The 24,234-nt window shown below is 75.2% G+C and carries 16 protein-coding genes; 14 read left to right on the top strand and 2 right to left on the bottom strand.

Going from position 1 to position 24,234, the window contains the following annotated elements; all coding sequences use genetic code 11:
• Positions 1-193: 193 nt before the first annotated feature.
• The 8 genes from AB0N04_RS20110 (at position 194) to AB0N04_RS20145 (ending at position 9,575) form a co-directional block, all read left to right on the top strand.
• Complete coding sequence (locus tag AB0N04_RS20110; RefSeq protein WP_360215853.1) at positions 194-1,384, top strand: ROK family transcriptional regulator; 1,191 nt, start codon at positions 194-196, stop codon at positions 1,382-1,384.
• Between the two features lie 154 nt (positions 1,385-1,538).
• Entirely contained in the window at positions 1,539-2,894 is a 1,356-nt protein-coding gene (locus tag AB0N04_RS20115; protein ID WP_360215856.1) for an ABC transporter substrate-binding protein, read from the top strand.
• Between the two features lie 22 nt (positions 2,895-2,916).
• Entirely contained in the window at positions 2,917-3,915 is a 999-nt protein-coding gene (locus tag AB0N04_RS20120; RefSeq protein ID WP_360215859.1) for a sugar ABC transporter permease, read from the top strand.
• A 71-nt stretch (positions 3,916-3,986) separates the two neighbouring features.
• Positions 3,987-4,898: a carbohydrate ABC transporter permease gene (locus tag AB0N04_RS20125; protein ID WP_360215862.1), complete on the top strand. Its 912-nt coding sequence runs from the start codon at positions 3,987-3,989 to the stop codon at positions 4,896-4,898.
• On the top strand, positions 4,898-6,199 hold the full coding sequence (locus AB0N04_RS20130) for a 6-phospho-beta-glucosidase (protein WP_360215865.1): 1,302 nt from the start codon (positions 4,898-4,900) through the stop codon (positions 6,197-6,199). The genes AB0N04_RS20125 and AB0N04_RS20130 overlap by 1 nt, the downstream gene beginning before the upstream one ends.
• A gap of 141 nt (positions 6,200-6,340) precedes the next feature.
• Positions 6,341-7,369 (top strand): BadF/BadG/BcrA/BcrD ATPase family protein, encoded by a 1,029-nt coding sequence (locus tag AB0N04_RS20135; RefSeq protein ID WP_360215867.1) that lies wholly within the window; start codon positions 6,341-6,343, stop codon positions 7,367-7,369.
• Between the two features lie 212 nt (positions 7,370-7,581).
• Entirely contained in the window at positions 7,582-8,160 is a 579-nt protein-coding gene (locus tag AB0N04_RS20140; protein ID WP_360215870.1) for a hypothetical protein, read from the top strand.
• Positions 8,161-8,378: 218 nt separating this feature from the next.
• Positions 8,379-9,575, top strand: coding sequence for an MFS transporter (locus AB0N04_RS20145; RefSeq protein WP_360215873.1), 1,197 nt, complete (start codon positions 8,379-8,381; stop codon positions 9,573-9,575).
• Between the two features lie 53 nt (positions 9,576-9,628).
• On the opposite strand, the gene AB0N04_RS20150 is transcribed toward AB0N04_RS20145, so the two are convergent.
• Positions 9,629-10,192 carry a DUF4291 domain-containing protein gene (locus tag AB0N04_RS20150; protein ID WP_360215876.1) on the bottom strand — a complete coding sequence of 188 codons (564 nt, stop codon included), beginning with the start codon at positions 10,190-10,192 and terminating at the stop codon, positions 9,629-9,631.
• 257 nt (positions 10,193-10,449) lie between these two features.
• Positions 10,450-11,208, bottom strand: a complete 759-nt coding sequence (locus AB0N04_RS20155; RefSeq protein WP_360215879.1) for a tyrosine-protein phosphatase — start codon at positions 11,206-11,208, stop codon at positions 10,450-10,452.
• A 172-nt stretch (positions 11,209-11,380) separates the two neighbouring features.
• Between AB0N04_RS20155 and AB0N04_RS20160 the strand changes: the two genes are divergently transcribed.
• The 6 genes from AB0N04_RS20160 (at position 11,381) to AB0N04_RS20185 (ending at position 24,199) form a co-directional block, all read left to right on the top strand.
• Positions 11,381-12,139: a GntR family transcriptional regulator gene (locus AB0N04_RS20160; protein ID WP_360215882.1), complete on the top strand. Its 759-nt coding sequence runs from the start codon at positions 11,381-11,383 to the stop codon at positions 12,137-12,139.
• A gap of 407 nt (positions 12,140-12,546) precedes the next feature.
• Positions 12,547-13,662: a helix-turn-helix domain-containing protein gene (locus AB0N04_RS20165; RefSeq protein ID WP_360215885.1), complete on the top strand. Its 1,116-nt coding sequence runs from the start codon at positions 12,547-12,549 to the stop codon at positions 13,660-13,662.
• A gap of 252 nt (positions 13,663-13,914) precedes the next feature.
• Positions 13,915-14,742 (top strand): hypothetical protein, encoded by an 828-nt coding sequence (locus tag AB0N04_RS20170; protein WP_363364962.1) that lies wholly within the window; start codon positions 13,915-13,917, stop codon positions 14,740-14,742.
• Positions 14,743-14,980: 238 nt separating this feature from the next.
• Positions 14,981-16,999: a flotillin family protein gene (locus tag AB0N04_RS20175; RefSeq protein WP_360215891.1), complete on the top strand. Its 2,019-nt coding sequence runs from the start codon at positions 14,981-14,983 to the stop codon at positions 16,997-16,999.
• A gap of 196 nt (positions 17,000-17,195) precedes the next feature.
• Positions 17,196-22,205, top strand: a complete 5,010-nt coding sequence (locus AB0N04_RS20180; protein ID WP_360215894.1) for a DNA repair ATPase — start codon at positions 17,196-17,198, stop codon at positions 22,203-22,205.
• 1,040 nt (positions 22,206-23,245) lie between these two features.
• The gene (locus AB0N04_RS20185) at positions 23,246-24,199 is read left to right on the top strand and encodes a methyltransferase domain-containing protein (protein ID WP_360215897.1); all 954 of its coding nucleotides are present in this window, start codon (positions 23,246-23,248) and stop codon (positions 24,197-24,199) included.
• Positions 24,200-24,234 lie beyond the last annotated feature (35 nt).

Below are 24,234 nucleotides of genomic sequence, written 5' to 3' on the forward strand. Positions count from 1 at the left end.
CGGCGGTGGGGCGGGGCTCCGTGCTGTCCGGTAACGCTTCGGCATCCTCCGGCCCGCGGGCCATTGACACCCCGCTGACGGGAACCGTACGGTCCTTCCCAAGCGACTGGAAAGTTTCCTAACAGTTCGCGCGAAGCCCCCGCGGGAGCCACCCGGGAGCGCGCCCGACCAGCCGGAAGAGGAGGATTCGCGGGTGACCAAGACCACGGCCAAGGCCCCCCTCGCCGGCACCCCCAGCCTGCTGCGCGCCATCAACGACCGCGCCGCCCTCGAACTGCTGCTGGCGAACGGCCCGCTCTCCCGCACCCAGATCGGCACCCTGACCGGCCTGTCGAAGCCCACCGCCTCCCAGCTGCTGGCCCGGCTGGAGGCCGCCGGGCTGGTCCTGCCGGTCGGCACCACCGCCGGCGGCCCCGGCCCCAACGCGCAGCTGTACCAGGTGAACCCGGCCGCCGCGCACGTCGCCGGCGTCGACGTCACCAACAGCGGGATCCGGGTCGCCGTCGCCGACATCACCGGCACCACGCTCGCCGAGCACACCGTGCCCACCAAGGGCGTGCCCGCCGCCGAGACCGTCGCCACCGTGGCCGCCGCCGTCGCCGCCGCCGTCCGGGCCGCCGGGCTCCCCGAGGACTGCCTGCGCACCGCCGCGATCGGCGTCGGCGGCGCCCCCGACCCCGTCACCGGCAAGCTGCGCTACGCCTCCCACCTGCCCGGCTGGCACTCGCCGCACCTGGTCGAGGAGCTCTCCGCGGCGATCGGCGCGCCGGTGTCGATCGAGAACGACGTGAACCTCGCCGCCGTCGCCGAACAGGCCTCCGGCGCGGCCCGGGGCTCCGAGGACTTCGTCCTGCTCTGGGCCGGCGCGGGCACCGGCGCCGCGATCGTCATCGCCGGCCGGCTGCACCGCGGATTCACCGGCGGCGCCGGGGAGGTCGGCTACATGCCGGTGCCCGGCTCACCGGTCGAGTGGGACGCGCGCCGCCGCAAGTTCGGCGGGTTCCAGGCCCTGGTCGGCGCACCCGCCGTCCGCGCCCTCGCCCGCGAGCACGGACTCGGCGCACCCACCGCCGAGGAGTCGATCGCCAAGGCCCTGGAGACCCCGGGCGCCGGCGACGCGTTCCTCACCGAGCTGGCCGGCCGGCTCGCCGTCGGGCTGACCGTCATCGTCGCCGTCGTCGACCCCCAGCTGGTGGTCCTCTCCGGCGCGGTGCCCAGCGCGGGCGGGGAACGCCTGCGCGCGCTCGTCGAGGACGAGCTCGCCCGGCTCTCCATCGCCCGGCCCGAAGTCCGCAGCAGCGCCCTGCCCGACTCGCCCGTCCTGCTCGGCGCGCTGCAACGCGCTCTGGCCGACGCCCGCGAGGCGGTCTTCACCACCCACTGACACCGCCCACCGACGCCGCCCCCGGACGCCCACCCACCGACGCCTGCGCACCCGTTGCCCCCCGAACGCCCCCCTGCACCCACCTCTCCCCAACCCCCGAACGCGGGACCAGAGGCAATGACGCCTGCCCGCGCACCCCCAGGAGGACCTCGAAGTGCACCCCACCACCTCCCGCAGAGGCCGCCGCACGCTCGCCGCCGTCACCGGCGGTGCCGTCCTGGCCCTGCTCGCCACCGCCTGCACCGGCAGCAACGACGCGGGCGGCAACGACGACTCGGCCAGCGGCAAGGACGTCACCATCACCTTCTGGCACGGCTGGAGCCAGGACAACGAGGTGAAGGCGATCAACGACAACATCGCCGCCTTCGAGAAGGCCCACCCCAACATCCACGTCAAGGCCGTCGGCAACATCGCCGACGACAAGGTCAACCAGGCCCTGCGGGCCGGCGGCGACGACGCGCCCGACGTGGTCTCCTCCTTCACCACCAACAACGTCGGCATGTTCTGTTCGACCAAGGCCTTCGCCGACCTCAAGCCCCTCCTGGCCAAGAGCGGCATCGACGCCGCCAAGACCTTCCCGGCCGCGATGCTCGACTACACGCAGTTCCAGGGCAACCAGTGCTCCCTGCCGCTGCTCGGCGACGCCTTCGGCCTCTACTACAACAAGAAGGCCTTCGCCGCCGCCGGCATCACCGCTCCGCCGAAGACCTTCAGCGAGTTCGCCGACGCGGCCGCCAAGCTGACCGTCGCCGACGGCGACGGCTACAAGCAGCTCGGGTTCATGCCGCTCTACCACGGCTACGAGTCCACCACCGAGCACTTCCTCGGCCAGTACGGCCCGACGTACTTCGACGCCGCGGGCAAGTCCACCATCGCCTCCGACCCCAAGGTCGGCGCGATGCTCACCTGGCAGAAGGGCCTGGTCGACAAGCTCGGCGGCTACGACAAGCTGGAGAAGTACCGCTCCGCCTTCGGCGAGGAGTTCAGCGCCAAGAACCCCTTCCACACCGGCCAGGTCGCGATGGCCATCGACGGCGAGTGGCGCACCGCCTCGCTCGCCGAGAACAAGCCCGACTTCGACTGGGCCACCGCGCCGTTCCCCGTCCCGGACGACCAGGCCGCCACCTACGGCCGCGGCTACCAGACCGGCACCATCATCGGCATCGCCAGCGGCAGCAAGAAGCAGGCCGCCGCCTGGGAGCTGGTCAAGTACCTGACCACCGACACCGACGCGGTCGTCAACTTCGCCAACGCCATCCACAACGTGCCGAGCACCTTCGACGCGCTCAACTCGCCGAAGCTGATCAGCGACCCGAACTTCAAGACCTTCCTGGACATCGCCAAGAACCCCGGCTCGGGCACCACCCCGGCGAGCGTCAACGGCGGCGGCTACATCGTCTCCCTGCAGAACCTCGGGTACGCCCACGAGTCCGGCAAGCAGGCCGACCTCCAGGCCGGCCTGGCCGCCACCGCCAAGGAGATCGACTCGGCCATCGCCCAGGCCAAGTAGCAGCACCGCCCACGGAGCTCCCATGTCACTCGCGCTCGGCACCCGCAAGGGCACCGGCCCCACCGACCCGGCGGCGCCCTCCACGCAGCACCTGCTGCGCCGGAAGCGCCGCCGGGAGGCGGCCCGCACCCTCGCCTTCCTCTCCCCCTGGCTGATCGGCTTCGCGGTCTTCTTCCTCTACCCGCTGATCTCCACCGTCTACTTCTCCTTCACCAAGTACAACGGCTTCGGCGCCCCCACCCCGAACGGCCTGCAGAACTGGGACTACGTCTTCAACGACCTCCCGGCGTTCTGGCAGGGCCTGCGCAACACCCTGTGGCTGGTCGTCGTCATGGTGGGCCTGCGGGTCGCCTTCGGCCTCGGCATCGGACTGCTGATCACCAAGGTCAAGACCGGTGTCGGCTTCTTCCGCACCGCCTTCTACCTGCCCTACCTGGCACCGCCGGTGGCCGCCACCGTCGCCTTCGCCTTCCTGCTCAACCCCGGCACCGGCCCGGTCAACCACTTCCTCGGGGAGCTGGGGCTGCCGCAGCCCGGGTGGTTCGCCGACCCGAACTGGTCCAAGCCCGCGCTCACCATGCTCGCCATGTGGGGCATCGGCGACCTGATGGTCATCTTCATGGCCTCCCTGCTCGACGTCCCCAGGGAGCAGTACGAGGCGGCCGAACTGGACGGTGCCGGCCCCGTCCAGCGGTTCCGGTACGTCACGCTGCCGAACATCTCCCCGATCATCATGTTCGCGGTGGTCACCGGCGTCATCCAGACCATGCAGTACTACACCCAGGCGATCGTCGCCGGGAAGGTCGCCGGCGGCATCGCGGGCAACTCGGGCCAGCAGTTCGAACCCGGGTTCCCGCAGGGCTCCACCTGGACCCTGCCGCAGATGGTCTACAACCTCGGCTTCCAGCGCTTCAACTACGGCGCGGCGTGCGTCGTCGCCCTGGTGCTGTTCGCCATCTCGATGGCCGTCACCTCGGTCCTGCTCCGCCGCAACTCCGGCTTCACGGCGAGCGATGACTAGGGATCGTCAGACAAGCCCCAGCGCTCGCCGGCAGCAATCGACGGACCCGGCGGACCAGTGAGGACCCGATCATGACTCTCAGCTCCACGCTCACCCAGGCGCCCTCCCCGGCCGGCACCCCCCGCGCCCCCGGCACGGCCGCCGCCCGGGCCGCCCGGCGCCGCGCCCTGCTCAACTGGGTCGCCGTGCACTCCCTGGCCATCGCCGCCGCCCTGTTCTTCCTGCTGCCGTTCGTCTTCGCCTTCCTCACCTCGGTGATGACCGACCAGCAGGCGCTCACCACCGACTACTGGCCCACCTCCTGGGAGTGGGGCAACTACGGCAAGGTCTGGGAGACGCCCGGCTTCCTCACCTGGTGGCGCAACACCCTGCTCTACGCCGGCCTCGGCACCCTGCTGACCGTCGTCTCCAGCCTGCCGGTCGCCTACGCGCTCGCCAAGTTCCGCTTCCGCGGCCGCAACCTCGCCCTGATGGCCGTCATCGCCATGATGATGCTCCCGCCGCAGGTCACCGTCATCCCGATGTACCTGTTCTGGGCCAAGCAGCTCGGCCTCGGCGGCTCGCTCTGGCCGCTGGTCATCCCGATGGCCTTCGGCGACGCCTTCTCGATCTTCCTGCTGCGCCAGTTCCTGCTGACCATCCCCAAGGAGTACATCGAGGCCGCCCGGATCGACGGCTGCGGCGACCTGCGCACCCTGCTCAGGGTCGTCCTGCCGATGGCCAGACCGGCCATCGCCGCCGTCGCGCTGTTCCAGTTCTTCTACTGCTGGAACGACTACTTCGGCCCGCAGATCTACGCCAGCAACAACCACGACGCCTGGACCCTCTCCTACGGCCTGGAGTCCTTCAAGGGCGCCCACCACACCAACTGGAACCTCACCATGGCCGCCACCCTGCTGGTGATGGCGCCGGTGATCGTCCTCTTCTTCTTCGCACAGAAGGCCTTCATCGAAGGCGTGACACTGACAGGGGTCAAGGGCTGATGTCCGCACGCAAGTCCGCGCTCAAGCTGGCCATCGTCGGCGGCGGTTCGACGTACACCCCGGAGCTGATCGACGGCTTCGCCCGGCTGCGCGACACCCTCCCGATCGGCGAACTCGTCCTGATCGACCCGGCCGCCGAACGGCTGGAGCTCATCGGCGGCCTCGCCCGGCGGATCTTCGCCAAGCAGGGCCACCGGGCCACCGTCACCACCACCACCGACGTCGGGACGGGCGTCGCCGACGCCGACGCGGTGCTGCTGCAGCTGCGCGTCGGCGGCCAGGCCGCCCGCGACCGGGACGAGACCTGGCCGCTGGAGTGCGGCTGCGTCGGGCAGGAGACCACCGGCGCGGGCGGGCTCGCCAAGGCCCTGCGCACCGTCCCGGTGGTCCTGGACATCGCCGAGGAGGTCCGCCGGACCAACCCGGACGCCTGGATCGTCGACTTCACCAACCCCGTCGGCATCGTCACCCGCGCCCTGCAGGGCGCAGGCCACAAGGCCGTCGGCCTGTGCAACGTCGCCATCGGCTTCCAGCGCAAGTTCGCGGCGCACCTGGGCGTCGCCCCGGAGCTGATCCGGCTGGACCACGTCGGGCTCAACCACCTGACCTGGGAGCGCGGGGTCACCCTGCTCGACGCGCCGGGCGCGGCCGGCGGGCGCGAGGTGCTGCCCGAACTGCTCCGCGGCTTCGGTAAGGAGATCGCCGCGGACCTCCACCTGCCGCAGCCCCTGGTGGAACGCCTCGGCGTCGTCCCCTCGTACTACCTGCGGTACTTCTACCAGCACGACGCGGTCGTCGAGGAACTGCGGGCCCAGGGCTCGCGGGCCGCCCAGGTCGCCGAGATCGAGCGCCGGCTGCTGGAGATGTACGCCGACCCGGCCCTCGACACCAAGCCCGAGCTGCTCGGCCAGCGCGGCGGCGCCTTCTATTCCGAGGCCGCCGTGCAGCTCATCGCCGCCCTGCTGGGCACCGACGGCGGGACGTCCGTCCAGGTCGTCAACACCCGCAACGACGGCGTGCTGCCGTTCCTGCCCGACGACGCCGTCGTCGAGGTGCCCGCCGAGGTCGGCCCCGACGGCGTCCGCCCGCTGCCCCAGCGCCCGCTCGAACCGCTCTACGCCGGCCTCGTCGCCGCCGTCACCGCCTACGAGCACCTCGCCCTCGACGCCGCCCTGCACGGCGGCCGCGACCGGGTCTTCGACGCCCTGCTCGCCCACCCGCTGGTCGGCCAGATCGAACTCGCCGACCGGCTCACCGATCGGCTGCTCGCCCACAACCGCGAGCACCTCGCCTGGGCCTGACGCCCCGGAGACGGCCCGGCCCGCGAGACGAAGGTGTCGCGGGCCGGGCGGTGCGAGGAGACCGACCACCCCGGCCGGTACACGGCCGGGCACCCCCGGCCGACGACCACGGCCGGGCCACGTACGAGCCGCGGGGACCTGATGACCCACCAGCCCGAACCACTCCTGCCCGGCGTCCTCGCCATCGACGCCGGCAACTCGAAGACCGACGTCGCCCTGATCGGGCTCGACGGCACCGTCCGCGGCACCGCCCGCGGCGGCGGCTTCGCACCCCAGCGGATCGGCGGCGCCGCAGCCGTCGCGGGCCTCGCCCCGCTCGTGCGGGAGGCCGCCGCCGCGGCCGGCCACCCGTCCTGGAACGGCGTCCTCACCAGCCACGTCAGCGCCTGCCTCGCCAACGCCGACCTGCCGGTCGAGGAGGAGGGCCTGCGCAGGGCGCTGGAGGCCCACCCCTGGGGCGCCAGCAACACCGTCGTCAACGACACCTTCGGCCTGCTGCGGGCCGGCACCGACGGCCCGCGCGGCGTCGCCGTGGTCTGCGGCGCAGGCATCAACTGCGTCGGCCTGCTGCCCGACGGCCGCACCGCCCGCTTCCCCGCCCTCGGCGAGCTCACCGGCGACTGGGGCGGCGGCTCCGGCCTCGCCGCCACCAGCATGTGGCACGCCGTGCGCGCCGAGGACGGGCGCGGCGGGCCCACCGCGCTCGCCCCCGCCATCGCCGCGCACTTCGGGCTGCCCAGCGCCGGCGCCGTGGCCGAGGCCGTCCACCTCGGCCAGCTGCCGCCCGACCGGCTGCACGAGATCGTCCGGGTGCTGTTCGAGGTCGCCCGGGACGGGGACGCCGTCGCGCTGGAGCTGATCGACCGGCAGGCCGACGAGATCGTCCGGCTGGCCGTGGTGGCGCTCGGGCGGCTCGACCTGCTCGACAGCCCGGCCCCGGTGGTCCTCGGCGGCGGAGTACTCGCCTCCCGGCAGCCGCTGCTGCTGGACAACCTGACGGCCCGGCTGGCGCGGGCGGCCCCGCTGGCCCGTCCGCGGGTCGTCGTCGCACCGCCGGTGCTGGGCGCCGCGCTGCTGGGGCTCGACCACCTCGGGGCCGGGGCCGGGGCGCAGGCCCGGGTGCGCGAGGCGTACGAGGTGCCGCGGCCGGTGGCCGAGCCGGTGCGCTGAGGCCGGCCGCGGGCCGGCCCGGGGCGGTGGCCGCGTCCCCGCCCCCGCCCTGAGGCGCCCGCCTCCCGAGACCCCGCCCCCGAGACCCCCACCCCCTGAGACCCCCGCCCCCGCCGGATCCGCACGTCCGGCGGGGGCGGGAACCACGCCCCGTGCACCGGGCGTGAGATCTGGGTGACGACGTCCGCCCGCCGCTCGGAGACACTAGTGCCATGGCCGTGCACCGAACCCTCCTCGCCGCCCTGTTGACCTGTTCCGCCGCAGCCGCGACCCTCTCCGCCTGCACCCCCGCCGACTCGGCGCCCACCGTGGCCGCCGCCTCGGCCGCCGCCGTCGCGGACGGCGCGTACGACGACGAGGACGACCAGGACGGGGACCTCGGCGGCCCCGAGCCCACCATGGACACCTCCCCCGCGCCGGTCGTCGAGTGCGCCACCCCGACCCCGACCGAACGCCCGGGCCACACCGTCCTGGTGGTCGTCGCCGTGGAGGGCACGGAGGTCGTCGCCCAGCCCGCGCGCTACCTCTGCGACGAGGCCCGCTACGAGGCCTCCGGCGAACCGGCCCGCTACGGCTTCGCGTCGGCGGGGGTCGAGGCCAGCCTGGTGGACCGGCCGAACGTCGACCCGACGAAGCCGGTGCGGCTGGAGGAGGTGCTCGGCCACCTGGAGGAGTGCCTGGGCGAGCGGGACCCGGGGAGCACCGAGGGCTGCTACGGGAACGCGTACGACGTGGTGCTGGACTCGCACGGCCGGATCATGCGGATCGGGGAGATCGCGGAGCAACCGTGACGGGGCGGCGTGCGGTCTCGGTACGGCAGCGGCGCGCGGTCTGCGTCGCGGTCCTGGTGCGGCAGCCCTGACGGGGCGGTGTGGAGCCGCCACGGCGGCTCGGCGAGCGGTCGGCGTGACGGGCGGAGCGGGGTGGTCGCCGGCGGGCCGGTCCGCCGCCCCGTCCAACTGGTAGACACACCTGCCGGATCGCCCGTCCCTCTGATGAGCTGCGACGCATGGGAGACGACCAGGACGGCCGGCAGCGGTGGATCGTGCTCGCCGTCGGCATGGTCGCGATGATCTCCGGCTGCGCGTTCCAGTTCGGCCTGCCCTACCTGATCCCCGCCCTGCGCGACGAGGGCCTCTCCCTGTCGCAGGCCGGGCTGCTGGCCGCCTGCCCGACCGCCGGGCTGGTCCTGACGCTCACCGCCTGGGGCGCGGCCGCGGACCGGTGGGGCGAGCGGTGGGTCCTGGCCTCCGGCCTCGGCCTCGGCGGGCTGGTGCTGCTGGCCGCGACGACGGTGCACGGGACGGTCGCCCTCGGCGCGTGCTTCCTGCTGGCGGGCGCGGCCGGGGCCTCCGCCCACGCGTCGAGCGGGCGGCTGATCCTCGGCTGGTTCCCGGCCCGGCAGCGCGGCCTCGCGATGGGCCTGCGGCAGACCTCGCTGCCGCTGGGCGTCGCGCTGGCCGCCCTGCTGCTGCCGCCGCTGGCCGCGCACGGACGGGCCACGGCGCTCGCGGTCCTCGGGGCGCTGAGCACGGCCTCGGCGCTGCTGGTCGCGGCGGTGGTCCGCGATCCCGCGCGGCCCGGACCGGGCGCCGGCGGCCGGGCGGCCAATCCGTACCGCACCCCGGTCCTGTGGAGGCTGCACGGGGCGGCCACGCTGCTGGTGGTGCCTCAGTTCACCGTGTCGGTCTTCGCCCTGGTCTTCCTGGTCGACGAACGCGGCTGGTCCCCGTCGACGGCCGGTCCGCTGCTGGCCGGCGTGCAGGTGGCCGGGGCGGGCGCACGGCTCGCGGCCGGGCGGTGGTCCGACCTGGCCGGCAGCCGCACCGGCCCGATGCGGCGGCTGGCGCTCACCGCGGCGGCCGTCCTGGCCGCACTCGCCACCGGGGCGCTCGCGCACTCGGCGGCCGCCACGGCGGCGCTGATGGCCGCCGGGGTGCTGACGGTATCGACCAACGGCCTGTCCTTCACCGCCGTCGCCGAGTACGCGGGCGGCGCCTGGGCGGGCCGGGCGCTCGGGGTGCACACCACCGTGCAGAACGCCGTCGCGGCCGGGGTGGCGCCGACGGCCGGCGCGCTGATCGGGGCCGCGGGGTACGGCTGGGCGTACGGGCTGGCGGCGGTGTTCCCGCTGCTCGCGGTGGCGGTGCTGCCCGGGGCCGGCGGGCGGGGCGGCGAGGCCAGGCCGAGCGGGCCGGACTGCTGACGATCGGGTGGCCGGACGTCGGCCGTCAGCCGTCAGACGTCCGCCGTACGCCGTCAGCCGAGGCCGATGCGGGCGGCGAGCGCGGCGGGTGCCGGGTACGGCCGCTCGGGCGGCAGGAGGCGCTGGGCCCTCGCCGACTGCCCGGTGCGGACCAGCGCGGCGATCCGGTGCACCCGCGGCGTGAGGTCGGTGATGCCGGTGACCCACTCCTCGGCGAAGGTGCGGATCAGCGAGCGGCCGACGCCCACCTGGATGCTGTAGTGGTTGAGAGCGGCCCCGCGCAGCGTCCGCTCCGGATCCCACTGCACGTGCACCTCGGCGCGCCCGAGTCCGGCCGGGTCCGCGGTGGTCGGCACCGCCCGGGCGAGCGCCTCCTCCCAGCCCTCGCGGGTGATCCGGACGGCCAGCACCCGGGTCTGGCCCGGCTTCTGCGCCCAGTTGCTGCGGTGCATCAGCCAGCGGAACGACGGCTTGATCCAGGTCATCCGCCCGAAGGAGAACGGCGGTACGAAGCGCCCGGCAGCCAGCGCCGGTTCGGCGACGGCGGGCGCGTACGCCTGGTACAGCACGATCGTCCGGTCGTCGAAGTCGGCGCGGATCTCGCGCAGCGCGGTCATCGGTTCCTGTCCCCCTCGCCCCCGTGCGGGTGGATCGCAGGCTGCCAGCGGGGCGGGCGCCGCCGCAACGGGATTTGCCGCCGGGGCGCCGGGGCCGGCGTCGGGGGTCCCTTCGCGGCGGCGGGGTCCGGGCCGCGGACGGGGGCGCAGGCCGGGCAAGGAAGGGCCCGAACGTACGCCGGGGCAGGGCCAGGGTCGGGCGCAGGCCCGGGACGGGGGCAGCGCCGTGCGGCGTCCCCGGCCCCGGGCCGGCGTCGTCAGACGGTCACGACGGCCGCCTTGGCCCGGAAGGCGGCGAGGGTGGCGGTGGGCACGCCGCAGGCGGGGAGGAAGGCTTCGGCGCCCCCGTGACGGGTGCGGACGCGGTCGAGGAAGACGGCCATCGCCTCGGCCGGGGCCTCCAGCAGCGGTGCGGGGATGGCGAGTTCACGGCCGGCCGAGTCGGTGACGCGGGCCTTCCGGTCGTTGAGCGCGGTGCGGTGGCGTTCGGCGAGGCCGGCGAAGATCTGCGGGAGGGCGTCGGCGGTGCGGGCGTAGTCGGCCACGATCCGCTCGGCGGGCACGCCGAGGAGGTCCAGCAGCAGGGCGGTCAGCAGGCCGGTGCGGTCCTTGCCGGCGGCGCAGTGGAGCAGGACGGCGCCCGGGCGGGCGGCGGCCTCGACGGCGGCGGCGACGGCCCCGGGGGCGGACTCGGCGAGGAGCACGTACCAGTCGCCGAGGTCGGCGGCGGTGGCCATGGTGCGCATCCGCTCGGTGAGGCCGTCGGTGGCGGGGTTCACCGGGGCGGCGACGACGGCTATCCCGGCGGCCTCGGCGGCGGCCCAGTCGGCGGGGTCGGTCTCGCGGGTGTCGCGCAGGTCGACGACGGTGCGGATGTCGCAGCCGCGCAGCTGGGCGACGGTGGCCTCGTCGGCGGCCGGGAAGGGCTGCGCGGAGCGGAACAGCACCCCGGGGCGGATCCGCCGGCCGTCGGGGTCGCTGAGGACGGCGGGGTCGCGGAAGTTGACCAGGGACATGCGCGGGCCTTTCGGGTGGAGCCGGACGAGGGAAGAGCAGGACATCTAGACGTCTAGATGTCTAGCCCCTCCCCGGGGTGCCGGGCAAGCCGACGCGGACCGCGACACCCCTCCATCCCACTCCCGCGCACGAGTCCCGTCGAACGGAGGGAGGCTTCGTAGGATCGGGCGTATGGCGACGAACCCTCCCGATACCCCGCTCTACCGCCGGCTGGCCCGGCGCCTCCAGGAGCGGATCGACGCCGGCACCTACCCGGCCGGCGCCCGGCTGCCGAGCGAGCCCGAGCTGAGCACCGAGTTCGGGGTGAACCGGCTGACCGTCCGGCAGGCGGTCGCGGAGCTGGAGCGCGCCGCCGTGGTGGAGATCCGGCGGGGCGTGGGCACCTTCGTCCGCCCGCCCGCCGTCCGCGTGTCGATCGCGGTCGACCCGCGCAGCCAGCGGTTCGACCTGGGCAGCGTGCACACCGCGCTGCCCGACGCGCCGGGCGGCGACGGCGAGTTCGTGCTGGGCGCCCCGCCGGTGGCCGGCTCGGCGGAGGACGAGGAGGCAGCCCGGCAGCTGGGGCGCGGCACTGCCGAACTGTCCCGGGTGGACACCGTCATCCGCCTCGGCGGGCGGCCCCGCGCCGCGTGCAGCTACTGGGTGCCGTTCGGCCCGCTCCCGGCCGACCTGGTGCGCCCCGGACGGCCCGGGAACCTCGTGCTGGACCTCGCCCGGGCCGCCGGGGTGAAGCTGGAGTACGACTGGCGGGCCTTCGGGGCGGTCGGCGCGGACCTCACCGACGCCGAGCTGCTGGGCGTCCCGCCGGGCACCGCCCTGCTGGTCCGCGAGGGCGTCAGCTGCACCCCGGACGGCGCGCCGGCGCTCTACGTACGGCGGCGGATCGACGGCAGCAGCGCCCGTTTCGTGCTGCACTTCCGCGAGCCCTGACGGAGGCGGTGGCGGGAGCGGTGAGGCGGGGCCCCGAGCGGGGGTCGGGGCGGCGGGGTCCGCGGGAGCGGCGGGGTCGGGGCGGCGGGGTCCGCGGGAGCGGCGGGGTCGGGGCGGCGGGGTCCGCGGGAGCGGCGGGGTCGGGGTGGCGCGGTTCGCGGGAACGGCGGGTTCGGGGTGGCGGGGTCCGCGGGAACGGCGGGTTCGGGGTGGCGGGGTCCGCGGGAGCGACGGGGTCGGGAACGGCGGCGCGTCCGCTCTCCGGCACGTCCGTCGGCCCTGGCCGCGGCTCCGGCGGCAGCAGACCGGGAGCCCACCCCGCAACGGTTCGGGCCGTATGGATCCTGCTAGGGTTCCGCGCCGGATCATGCCGGATCATCAGGTGTCACGGGGGGCGAAGCACGGCGATGTCCGAAGGGATGGCGCACGACGTACCGGCCGAACTGGCCGAGGTGTACCTCACACTGCTGGCCGACGTCTCCCGCACCGGGAGACTGCTGCGCCGCGACGAGTTGGACCGCCTGCGCGCACTGGGCGAGCACAGCGCCGAGGCCGGGTACGGGCTGCGCGAGCTGGTCTCGCACTGCCTGTCGGCCACCCGGCGGGCCTGGCAGACGCTGCCGGGCATCACCGCCGCGAGCGCCGTCGGCGAGCTGCGGCGGATGGGCGACGCCGTGCTGACCGCCGCCGACGCCGCGCTCGCCGCACTCGGCGAGGGGCACGAGCGCGCGCAGCGCATGGCGGTCCGCCAGGAGGAGGCGGCCCGGCGGGAGTTCATCGACGACCTGCTGTACGGCCGGGCGGACCTCGGCCTGCTGGCCGAGCGCGCGGAGCGGTTCGGGTTGCGGCTCGCAGGCGCCTACACGGTGGCCGTCGCGGTGGGCGACCAGCCGTTCGCCGACGTCCACCCGCTCGTCAACCGGGTGGAACGGGAACTGGTGGGGCGGTTCGGCGAACGGGACGTCCTGCTGGCCAGCAAGGACGGCCGGCTGGTGTGCATCGCCCCGGACTCCGAGCGGGCCGTGCTGGAGGCGTTCGCGGACCTGACGCTGCGCCCCGGCCCCGGCTACCGCCCGGTGCTGCGGGTGGCGACCGGGCGCCGGCACTCGGGGGCGAGCGGGGTCCTGCGCAGCTACGAGGAGGCCCTGGACGCACTGGACTACGCGAGCCGGCTGGACCTCCCGGCACGCCAACTGAAGGCCGAGGAACTGCTGGTGTTCCCAGTGCTGATGCGCGACCGGGCCGCGATGGCCGACCTGGTGCGCAGCGTGCTGGGCCCGCTGAGCGAGGCACGGGGCGGCGCCCGTCCGCTGCTGGAGACCATCGCGGTGCAGGCGGAGGCGGCGTACGTGAACGCGGAGGCGGCCCGCCGGCTGGGACTGAGCGTGCGCACGCTCGGCTACCGGCTGGAACGGATCAAGGCGCTCACCGGGTACGACCCGTCGGACGCGCTGCAGCGCTTCACCCTGGAGACGGCGGCGATGGGGGCCCGGCTTCTCAACTGGCCGGAGGAGCCGCTGTAGCGGGGGCGGCACGGCGGGAACGCGGGGCCGGCGGGCCTCGGGGGCGTCCGCGGCGCGGGGCGGCGGGACCGGGTCGCTGTCGCGGTTCTGCAGCCGTCCTGTTGCCGGGCCGTTCCGGTGGCGGGCGGAACGCTCGTTCCAGGGTGTCAACAGGCCGTAAAGATTGCCGGGTCCTGGCAATGTGCGGACGGCCCGTCCGCTGTCACGATCTCCGTGGCGCCGAGGTGCGGCGCCGTCGGAGAGGTGGGGGGCGTGGCCGGGACGGGGGACTTCTTCGCGGCCGCGCTGGCCTTCCCGACGGCGCTGTTCAGCTTCGCGCTGGTGGTGGTCGTCGGCTACTGGCTGCTGATGCTGCTCGGCGGGCTGGGCTTCCACGCCCCGCACGCGGGGCACGGCAGCGGACACCTCGACGCCGGACACCACCTGGGGGCCGGTCACCACCTCGGGGCCGGTCATGGCGGGCACCTCGGGGCCGGTCATGGCGGGCACGGTGGCGGGGGGCACGCGGCCCACGGGGGGAACGGGGGGCGTGGCGCGCCCGGGGGGAGCGCGGCGCACGGGGGGAACGGGGGCTCCGGCGAGCGGGGCGGACACGACGGGGAGGGACGCGGCGCCCATCACCACGGGGGTGTGCTGGGCGCGCTGGGCCTCGGCGGGGTGCCGGTGACGGTGGCGGTCTCGCTGCTGGTCGCGCTCGCCTGGTTCGTCAGCCTCGCCGGCACCGTCCTCACCTCGGGGGCGCCGGCCCGCGGCGGCGTGTTCGCCGTGGCGCTGGTCGCCTCGTGGGCGGGCACGCGGCTGCTCGTCCGGCCGCTGTCCCGGCTGTTCCCCGAGGACCGCCCGGTGACCCGGGGGGACTTCGTCGGCCGCGTCTGCGTGGTCCGGACCGGCCGGGTGACGACCGGCTTCGGACAGGCCGAGGTGACCGCCTGGGACGGCTCCACCGCGACCGTCCAGGTCCGGACGCTCGGCGACGAGCCCGGGCTGACGGCCGGCCGCACCGCGCTGATCTTCGACTACGACACCGACGGCGAGCACTTCCTGGTGGCGCCGTTCGACCCGGACCTCCCCGACGGGTAGAGCTCCCGGGCTCACGGGCTCACGGGCTCACGGCCTGCGCGGCCCCGGGCCCCCGGGCTCCCGGCCTGCGCGGGCGGGCAGGAGGGCCGGTGCACCGCCCCCCCCCGGCCCGGCCGCCCCCGGACCGCCCGTGCCCCCGTGCCGTTCCGGCCGGCGCCTCCCACCACCCGCACCGCCCGACCACACCGCCCCACCGACCACCTCTCACCTTCGCACCATCTCGTCAAAGGACTCCGTGATGGACACCATCGCCGTGGGTTTCGGCGTTCTCGTCGCCGTCGTCCTGCTCATCGTGCTCGCCCTGCTGCTGTTCGTGGGCCGCCTGTTCCAGAAGGTCGAGCAGGGCAAGGCACTGATCGTCTCCCGGACGAAGAAGGTGGACGTCACGTTCACCGGCGCGATCGTCCTGCCGATCCTGCACAAGGCCGAACTGATGGACATCACCGCCAAGACGGTCGAGATCCACCGGGCCGGCCGGGACGGGCTGATCTGCCGGGACAACATCCGGGCCGACATCCGGATCTCGTTCTTCGTGCGCGTCAACAAGACCGTCGAGGACGTCGTCAAGGTCGCGCAGTCGATCGGCACCGTCCGGGCGAGCGACCCGGCCGCCATCCAGGACTTCTTCGCCGCCAAGTTCGCCGAGGCCCTGAAGACCGTCGGCAAGCAACTGGACTTCACCGACCTCTACACCCACCGGCACGAGTTCCGGGACCAGATCATCGCGGTCATCGGCACCGACCTCAACGGCTACACCCTCGAGGACGCGGCCATCGACCACCTCGAGCAGACCCCGATGAGCCAGCTGGACGCCGACAACATCCTGGACGCCCAGGGCATCCGCAAGATCACCGAGCTGACCGCGATCGAGCACGTGCGCACCAACGAGTACCAGCGCACCGAGGAGAAGGAGATCACCCGGCAGAACGTGGACGCCCGGGAGACCGTCCTGGAACTCGAACGCCGCCAGGCCGACGCCGAGATCCGCCAGCGCCGCGAGATCGAGACGCTGCGGGCCAAGGAGGACGCGGTGATCGCCCGGGTGCAGGAGGAGGAGCGGCTGAACGCCCAGACCGCGTTCCTGCGCACCGAGGAGCTGCTCGGCGTGCAGCGGGAGAACCAGGCCCGCGAGGTCGCGGTGGCGCAGAAGAACCGCGAGCGGGTGATCGCCGTGGAGAACGAGCGGATCGAGAAGGACCGCCTGCTGGAGGTCATCGGCCGCGACCGGGAGACCGAACTCGCCTCGATGGCCAAGCAGAAGGAGGTCGAGTCCCGCCGGCGGGAGGTCGCCGACGTGGTCCGCGAGCGGGTCGCGGTGGAGCGGACCGTCGCCGAGCAGGAGGAGGCCGTCAAGACGCTGCGCGCCACCGAGGAGGCGGAGCGCGTGCGCAAGGCCGTGGTCATCCAGGCCGAGGCGGAGGCGCAGGAGCGGCTCGTCAAGGACATCAAGGCCGCCGAGGCCGCGGAGCAGGCCGCCTCGCACAAGGCCCGCGAGGCCCTGGTGATGGCCGAGGCCCGTCAGCAGGCCGCCGAACTGGACGCGACCGCCAAGATCCGGATGGCCGAGGGCATCCGGGCGGAGGCCGCCGCCGAGGGTCTGGCCCAGGTGCAGGTGCGCGAGCAGGAGGCCGCCGCGGTGGAGAAGGTCGGCCGCGCCGAGGCCGTCGTCCAGACCGAGAAGGCGAAGGCCGCCGCCCTGGAGGTCGGCGCCAGGCTGAAGGCGGAGGCCGAGGGCCTGACCGAGAAGGCCGCGGCGATGGCCAAGCTCGACGAGGCCTCGCGCGGGCACGAGGAGTACCGGCTGCGGCTCGCGGCCGAGAAGGACGTCCGGCTGGCCGGGCTCGACGCCCAGCGGCAGATCGCCGAGGCCCAGGCGGCGCTGGTCGCGGCCGGCCTCGAGAAGGCCAAGATCGACATCGTGGGCGGGGACGGGGTGTTCTTCGACCGCCTGGTGCAGTCGGTGACGGCCGCCAAGAGCGTCGACGCCTTCGTCGGCCACTCGCAGACCGCCCAGGCGCTCGCCGCCCCCTGGCTGGACGGCAGCGCCAGCTTCACCGAGGACCTGACCAGGGTGCTCTCCTCGGTCTCCACCGCGGATGTGCAGAACCTGACGGTGTCCGCGCTGCTGATGCGCATGATCGGCTCGGGCGGCGGCGAGCAGGCCGGACAGCTGCGCCAGCTGCTGTCCTCCGCTCAGAAGCTCGGCCTCGCCGAGACCCCGGTCGGGTCGCTGGCGGCGGTCAACGGCAGCAGGTGAACCACCGGTGCGGGGGGGGGTGCGGCCGGCGACGGACGGCCGCACCGCACCCCACCCGCGCCGGCACCGGCACCGGCACCAGCACCAGCACCAGCACCAGCACCAGCACCGCTTCGCGCGGCACCCGCACCCGCACCCGCACCCGCACGCACCGCACGTACCGCACCATCGCGACGCACGAGACCGAGGAACTGACGTGGACCCCCTCGACGCCCGGCCGGACGCCGGCACCTACGAGGTCCTGCGCGGCCGGCTCGCCCGGTCTGCCGCCGAACTCGCCGACCGGGCCCAGGCGTTGAACGCCCGCCGGGTGGCGGAGTTCGGCGGCGGCCTGCTCCGGCTCACCGGCACCGGCCGCCTCACCACCGAGCGGGAGCGCCTCCCGCAGGACCTCACCGCCACCGGCGGGCTGCTGCTGCTCGGCACCCGGCCGGGCGGCGGCTCCCCCGACCCTGCGCCCGGCTCCCCGGCGTCCCCCGGCTCCCCGGCGTCCCCCGGGTCCCCGGTTTCCGCCGCATCGCCGTCCGACGCGGAGAGCCCCGCGGGCACCGGTGGGCCGGGCGGCACGGCCGGCGGCCTCGCCGACGTCCTCAGCCTCCACCACCCCGACCTCACCCCCGCCCGCGTCGAGGGCACCCTGCTGGACGACCCGCGCCTGCGCCAGGACCTCGCCGACCTGCGCCGCTACTTCCGCGACGCCCGGCTGGAACGGCTCCGCCCGGTCGGCGGCCGGCTGCTCGCCGTCTTCCGCACCGGCCCCGCCGCGAGCGACGTCCGGGCCCTGCGCTGGCAGCTCGCCGACCACGGCTGGCCCGTCTACCAGGACGGCCGCGGCGAACGCGACCACACCCCCGCCGACGGACAACAGCTCGCCTGGACCGCCCTCACCCGCGACGACCAGCTGCCCGGCGCCCCCGGCAGCCCGCCCCGCGCCGACCTCGGCGGCGATCTGCGGATCGGCGTCGACGGCGGCCGGCTGACCCTCGGCACCCCCGACGGCCGGGACCTGCACCACGAGCCGCTCACGGAGACCCTGCAGACCCTCGCCGACGCGCAGATCGCCCACACCCGGCTCGGCCCCCTGCTGCTGGTGCGCGTGCGCCCCTACCAGGAGCACACCGTCCGGCACCTCGTCTGCCACCTGCCCACCGGCCGGATCACCCGCATCGACGCGCTCGGCCAGGCCTGCCTGCGGCTGCCCGCCGACCAGGGCGTCGCCTTCCCCGGCGGCCACCACCTCGCCGACGGCACCGTCCGCACCTTCGACCAGCCCGTCGACGGCCTGGCCTACGAACGCACCCTCGTCTCGCCCAACGGCGAGGACGTGCTGTACGAGTTCCGCTCCCCCGCCGACGGCCGCACCCTGCTCCAGCCGTACAACAGCGTCCGCCAGGACACCGCCGCCCCCCTGCCCTGCCAGGGGTACGCGCTGCTCCCCGACGGCACCCTGATCGCGCTGCGACCGGCCGAGGGCGGCCCCACCCGGCTGCACCCCGTCCAGCTGTGGCAGACCCCGTTCACCAGCGAGCAGTACGCCGCCGCCCAGCCGCCCGGCACCGGGCCGCTCGCCCGCATCGGCAACGCCGACCTCGTCCGCGGCCTCGCCGACTGCCTCTCGCTGGCCCGGCTGGCCGCCGCCGGCGCCGACACCCCCGCCGGGCACCAGGCCGTCCTCGCCGCCTGCACCCGCACCGCCGACCGGCACCACTGGCTCGGCCAGCCCGGCCTCGGCGACCTCGCCGCGCCGCTCGCCGAGATCCGCGACACCGCCCGGCAGGTCATCGCCGAGTACGAGGCCGTCGCCGAACTCACCGCGCACGCCGCCCGGCAGACCGACGAGTGCGCCGAACACGTCGAGGGCCTGCTGCGCACCGCCCGCGGCGAGACCCTCGCCGACGCCACCGAATGGGTCGACCGGCTCGCCGGGCTGCGCCGTGCCCAGGGCCGGGTCGAGGCCCTGCGCGACCAGCCCCGCACCGACCCCGACCGGATCGACGCGCTCGCCGCCCACCTCGCCGAAGGCCTGGCCGAAGCCGCCGCCCGCGCCGTCGACCGGCTCGCCGAACCCGACGCCTTCGCCCCGCACCGGCGGCGCGCCGACGAACTCGCCGACCGGTGCGCCGTCATCGCCACCGCCGCCGAGGCCGACCCGCTGGCCGCGCGGCTCACGGAACAGGGCGAGACGCTGCAGACCGTCTCGGAACTCGTCGGCACCCTCGACCTGGCCGACGCCACCACCCGCACCGCCATCCTCGACCGGCTCGCCGACGTCCTCGGCCTGCTCAACCGCGCCCGCGCCACCCTCACCGTCCGCCGCCGCGAACTGCGCACCCGCGAGGCCGCCGCCGAGTTCGCCGCCGAAACCGCCCTGCTCGCCCAGGCCACCACCGCCGCGCTCGCCGCCGCCGACACCCCCGAGGACTGCGACGACCAGCTCGGCCGGCTCCTGCTGCGGATCGAGCAGCTGGAGACCCGCTTCGCCGACGCCGACCCCGCCCTGGGCGAACAGCTCACCGAGCGGCGCACCGCCGTCCACGACGCCCTCACCGCCCGCCGCCAGCACCTGCTCGACGAACGGGCCCGCCGCGCCGACCGGCTCGCCGCCTCCGCCGAGCGCGTCCTCGACACCCTGCACCGCCGGCTGTCCGCCCTGGACGCTCCCGCCGAGATCGACGCGGCCCTCGCCGCCGATCCGACCGCCGTCAAACTCCGCTACCTCGCCGCCCAGTTGACCGCGCTCGGCGACCGCGTCCGGGCCGAGGAGCTGACCGGACGGCTGCGCGCCGCCCGCAGCCGCGCCCACCGCGCGCTGCGCGACCGGGCCGAACTCGCCGGCGACGGCCCCGGCACCCTGCGGCTGGGCCGCCACCTGTTCGCCGTCACCACCCACCGACCCGAACTCACCCTCGTCCCCTGGCGCGGCCGCCCCGCCTTCACCCTCACCGGCACCGACTACCGCTCCCCCGTCACCGACCCCGCCTTCGCCGCCACCGAGCGGTACTGGGACCGGCCGCTGCCCTCCGAGACGCCCGCGCTCTACCGGGCCGAGTACCTCGCCGCGAGCCTGCTGCTGGCGGCCGAGGCGGGTGGGGCCGGTGGGGCGGGCGGGCTCGGCGGCCCTGGTGCGCTGGACGGGTCGGGCGGGTCGGGCGGGTCGGGCGTGTTGGGCGGGCTCGACGGGCCGAAGGGCCTGGGCGGGTCGGGCGGGCCGAACGGGCTGGACGCGCTCCGGGCGGAGGGCGACCTGCTGGAGGTGGTCCGCCGCGCCGTCGAACGGCGGCCCGACGAGGGCTACCAGCGCGGCGTGCACGACCACGACGCGGCGCTGCTGCTGCGCACCCTGCTGGAACTCCACGCCGAGGCGGGCCTGTTGCGCCACCCGGCGGCCGCCCGGGCAGCCGCGCAGCTGTACTGGGCGCACGGAGCCGACCAGCGGCAGCGACTGGTGTGGCACACGCGGGCCCGGTCGCTCGGCCTCGCCCGCCAGGCCTTCGGCGCCGTCCCGGCCCTGGACGCGCTCGCCGCCGAACTCGACTCCGCCGTAGCCGACTTCGCGGCCGAGGTGCTGCCCGGGGCCCGCCCCGGCGGCCAGCCCGCGGGCGGCGCTGGCGACCCAGCCGGTGCCGGCCCCTATCTGGTGGCCGAACTCGCCTCCGCAGAACCGGCGTTCGCGCTATCGCCCGGGGCGTCCGCCCTGCTCGACAAGTTCCGCGCCGCACCCGAGTCGGCCGGCCTCACCGAGGCCCTCGCCGCCCTCCCCGACGAGCCCGAGCTCCTCCCCGCCCGTCGCCAACTCGCCCGGGCCTGGCTGGATTCCGGCAGCGCCGACGCCGACCCGGCCGACCTCGCCGAGGCCACCGCCGTCCTCCTCTGCCCCGACCTGCCGCGCCGCCCCGCCGACGGCGCCGTCACCGCCCGGCCCACCGGACTCCTCGGCGACCACCCCCGCGTCAGCGCCGGCGCCCTCGACCTCCGTCTCGACGAACTCCTCGCCCGGGTGGCCGAGTTCGAGCGGGACGACGCCCCCGGGTACCGCGCCTACCAACGCCTGCGCGGCGATCTGCTCGCCACCGAGCACGCCCGGCTACGGCTCGACCAGTACCGCCCGGCCCCGCTCGACGGCTTCGTCCGCAACCGGCTCATCGACGAGGTCTACCTGCCGCTGGTCGGCGACAACCTCGCCAAGCAGCTCGGCACCGCGACCGGGGGCCCCGTCGACCGCAGCGGCCTGCTCCTCCTGGTCTCCCCGCCCGGCTACGGCAAGACCACCCTCGTCGAGTACCTCGCCGAACGGCTCGGCCTGCTGCTGGTCACCGTCAGCGGCCCCGCACTCGGCCACCGGGTCACCTCCCTCGACCCCGCCGAGGCCCCCGACGCCACCTCCCGGCGCGAGCTCGAGAAGCTCAACTTCGCCCTCCACGCGGGCAGCAACGTGCTGCTCTACGTCGACGACGTCCAGCACACCTCGCCCGAGTTCCTGCAGCGCTTCATCCCGCTCTGCGACGCCCAGCGCAGGATCGACGGCGTCTGGGACGGCGAGGCCCGCGAGTGGGACCTGCGCGGCAAGCGCTTCGCCGTCGTCATGGCCGCCAACCCGTACACCGAGTCCGGCCGGCTCTTCCGACTGCCCGACATGCTCGCCAACCGCGCCGACGTCTGGAACCTCGGCGACGTCATCGCCGGGCGCGACGACCTCTTCGCCCTCAGCTTCGTCGAGAACGCCCTCCCCGCCAACCCCCACCTCGCCCCGCTCGCCACCGCCGACCGCGCCGACCTCGACACCCTGCTCGCCCGCGCGGCCGGCACCCCCGGCGCCTCCCCCGGCACCCTCACCGGCTCCTGGCCCGCCGCCGAGGTCGAACGGATGACCGCCACCCTCGCCGGCCTGCTCCACCTGCGCGCCACCGTCCTCGACGTCAACCGCGCCTACCTCGCCTCCGCCGCCCAGGACGACCGCACCCGCACCGAGCCGCCGTTCCTCCTGCAGGGCTCCTACCGCACCATGACCGGACTCGCCCAGCGCCTCGACCCGGCCCTCACCCGCCCCGAACTCGACGCCCTGCTCACCGACCACTACCGCGCCGAGGCCCAGCCCCTCGGCGCCGACGCCGAGGCCCAGCTCCTCAAACTCGCCGCCCTCCGCGGCCGGCTCACCGAGCCCCAGGCGGCCCGTTGGGAGGAGCTGCGGCGCCCCTGGCAGCAGTGACGGCGACGACCGACCCAGGACGGCGTCCGCCAGCTCCGGCCACAGGTCGCGCTCGGGTGCCGCCGACTCGAACATGTGGTTCGACCCGCGCAGGCGCTCGTAGGAGGCGATCAGCAGGTGCGCGATCCGGTCGGTCTCCGCCGGCAGCCGGTCGTGGATGAGGTCCGTCCACCCGACCGGGTGCGGTCCGGCCAGGATGCCCCGCCGCGGATCGAAGTAGCCGCCCTCCTTCCGGGACTCCTCCCGCACGACGAGGAGGCGCGGACACCGCGCGAGGTCGTCCCGGGGTACGAGAGGGTCGAGGCGATGGGCGGCTTCGTCACACAGTTCGCGGATCCGGTCGCGATCTTCCCCGGCGACGATGGCGACCCGGAGGACCGCCCGGGCCGGCACCTCCGGCGGCAGCTCGCGGGCGAGGTGGGCGATCGGGACCAGCCGCTGGAATCCGTCGATGCACTGGACTCCCGCGAGGCCGAGTCGGCCCTCGCCGCCGCGGCGGCCCGGCGCCCGGCGGAGGCTCTCCACCCCGAGGACGACGGGCGGCCCGACCACGCCGGCCTCCTCGGGCCGCAGTCGGAGTGTGGCCGCGAAGTCCCGGTTCCCCGCGCTCTCCGACCGGTGGCCCCGCCGGCTCCCCGACACGACCGCCGCATCGGGCATGTCGGCGAGCGCCATCAGTTCGGTCGCCTCGATCGGCGCGACCCGGCGACCGTCGATCGCCACGACGTGGCGCGCCTTGGTGATGTGGCGGTCGGGAGCCGCTCGGGTGTCCGCCGCCGGCGAGAGACCCGGCCGGGCGCCGAGCGGCACGTGGTTGTCGTTCATGGCCGGTTCACGGCTGGTTCATGGCCGGTTCGTTGCCGGTTCGTGGCGGTTCAAGGCCGCGCGGCCAGGGAGGTTGCGGCGCCCGCGGGTCTCACCCCGGGCCGAACAGACCAGTCTCGTGATCAGCTGGTCCTACGACCGCACTATCGCGCCCCGCGAGCCCTCCGCGCGTGGCGCGACCGGATGGAACCGCGGCCCGCGGCTAGCTTGACCGCATGGGCGCTCAGGAACTCGATCTCACCGGGCTGCGCCGGGTCTACGGGCGCACCGGCAGCCGGCTCTTCTACACCCGGGTGGCCAGGAACGCCCGCCACTGGGGGTGGACGGAACCGGGGCAGTCGAAGTGGCGGCTGTGGCGGGCCCAGCGGCAGCTGGAGGACGTGCTCGGCCGCAAGCTGGCACTGCCGGCCGGCGCCTCGGTGCTCGACGCCGGGTGCGGGGCGGGGGTGGTGGCACGGGCCATGGCGGACCGGTTCGGGCTCGCCGTGACCGGCGTCGACGTCCTCGACATCCACCTCGCCGAGGCCCGCCGGCTCAGCGCCCGGGCCGCGGGCGGGGGCGGAGCCGGGGCCAGGGCCGGAGCCAGGGCCGCTGCTCCGCCGTCGTTCTCCTGGGGCGACTACCACCGACTCCCCTTCGAGGACGACACCTTCGACGGCGCGTACTCGATGGAGACGCTCGTCCACTCCTACGACCCGCCGCGCGCGCTGGCCGAGTTCCACCGGGTGCTGCGCCCGGGCGGGCGGCTGGTGCTGCTCGGCCCGATGAGCACCGTTCCGCTGGACGAACTCACCCCGCAGGCCCGCTCGGTGCTCGAACCGTACCTGGACGCCATGGTGTTCCCCGGCGCGAAGATCTACCACGCCCGCAACATGCCGCAGCTGCTCGCCGACGCCGGCTTCGAGGTCGAGGAGGCGCTGGACGCGACGCCGTACTACGAGCCCACCTCGGAGGCGGTGTACGCGTACTTCCGCCTGCCGTGGGCGGTGCTGCGTCGGGTGGGCGATCCGGCGCGCTGGCTCAACCTCCGCTCCACGGTGGAGATGTACGCGGTCCGGGAGTACATCGCCTGGTACGTGCACACCGCCGTCAAACCGGCCGCCCGCCCGGCCACCGGGCCGCGGGCCGTACCGGCCGGACCAGTGGTCGGCCCGGATCCCGCGGGGTAGCCGGCCCGGGAGACGTGCCCGGCAGGACCCGAGCC

Origin of the sequence: Kitasatospora sp. NPDC051702 (assembly GCF_040681575.1) — a bacterium.
GTDB lineage: Bacteria > Actinomycetota > Actinomycetes > Streptomycetales > Streptomycetaceae > Kitasatospora.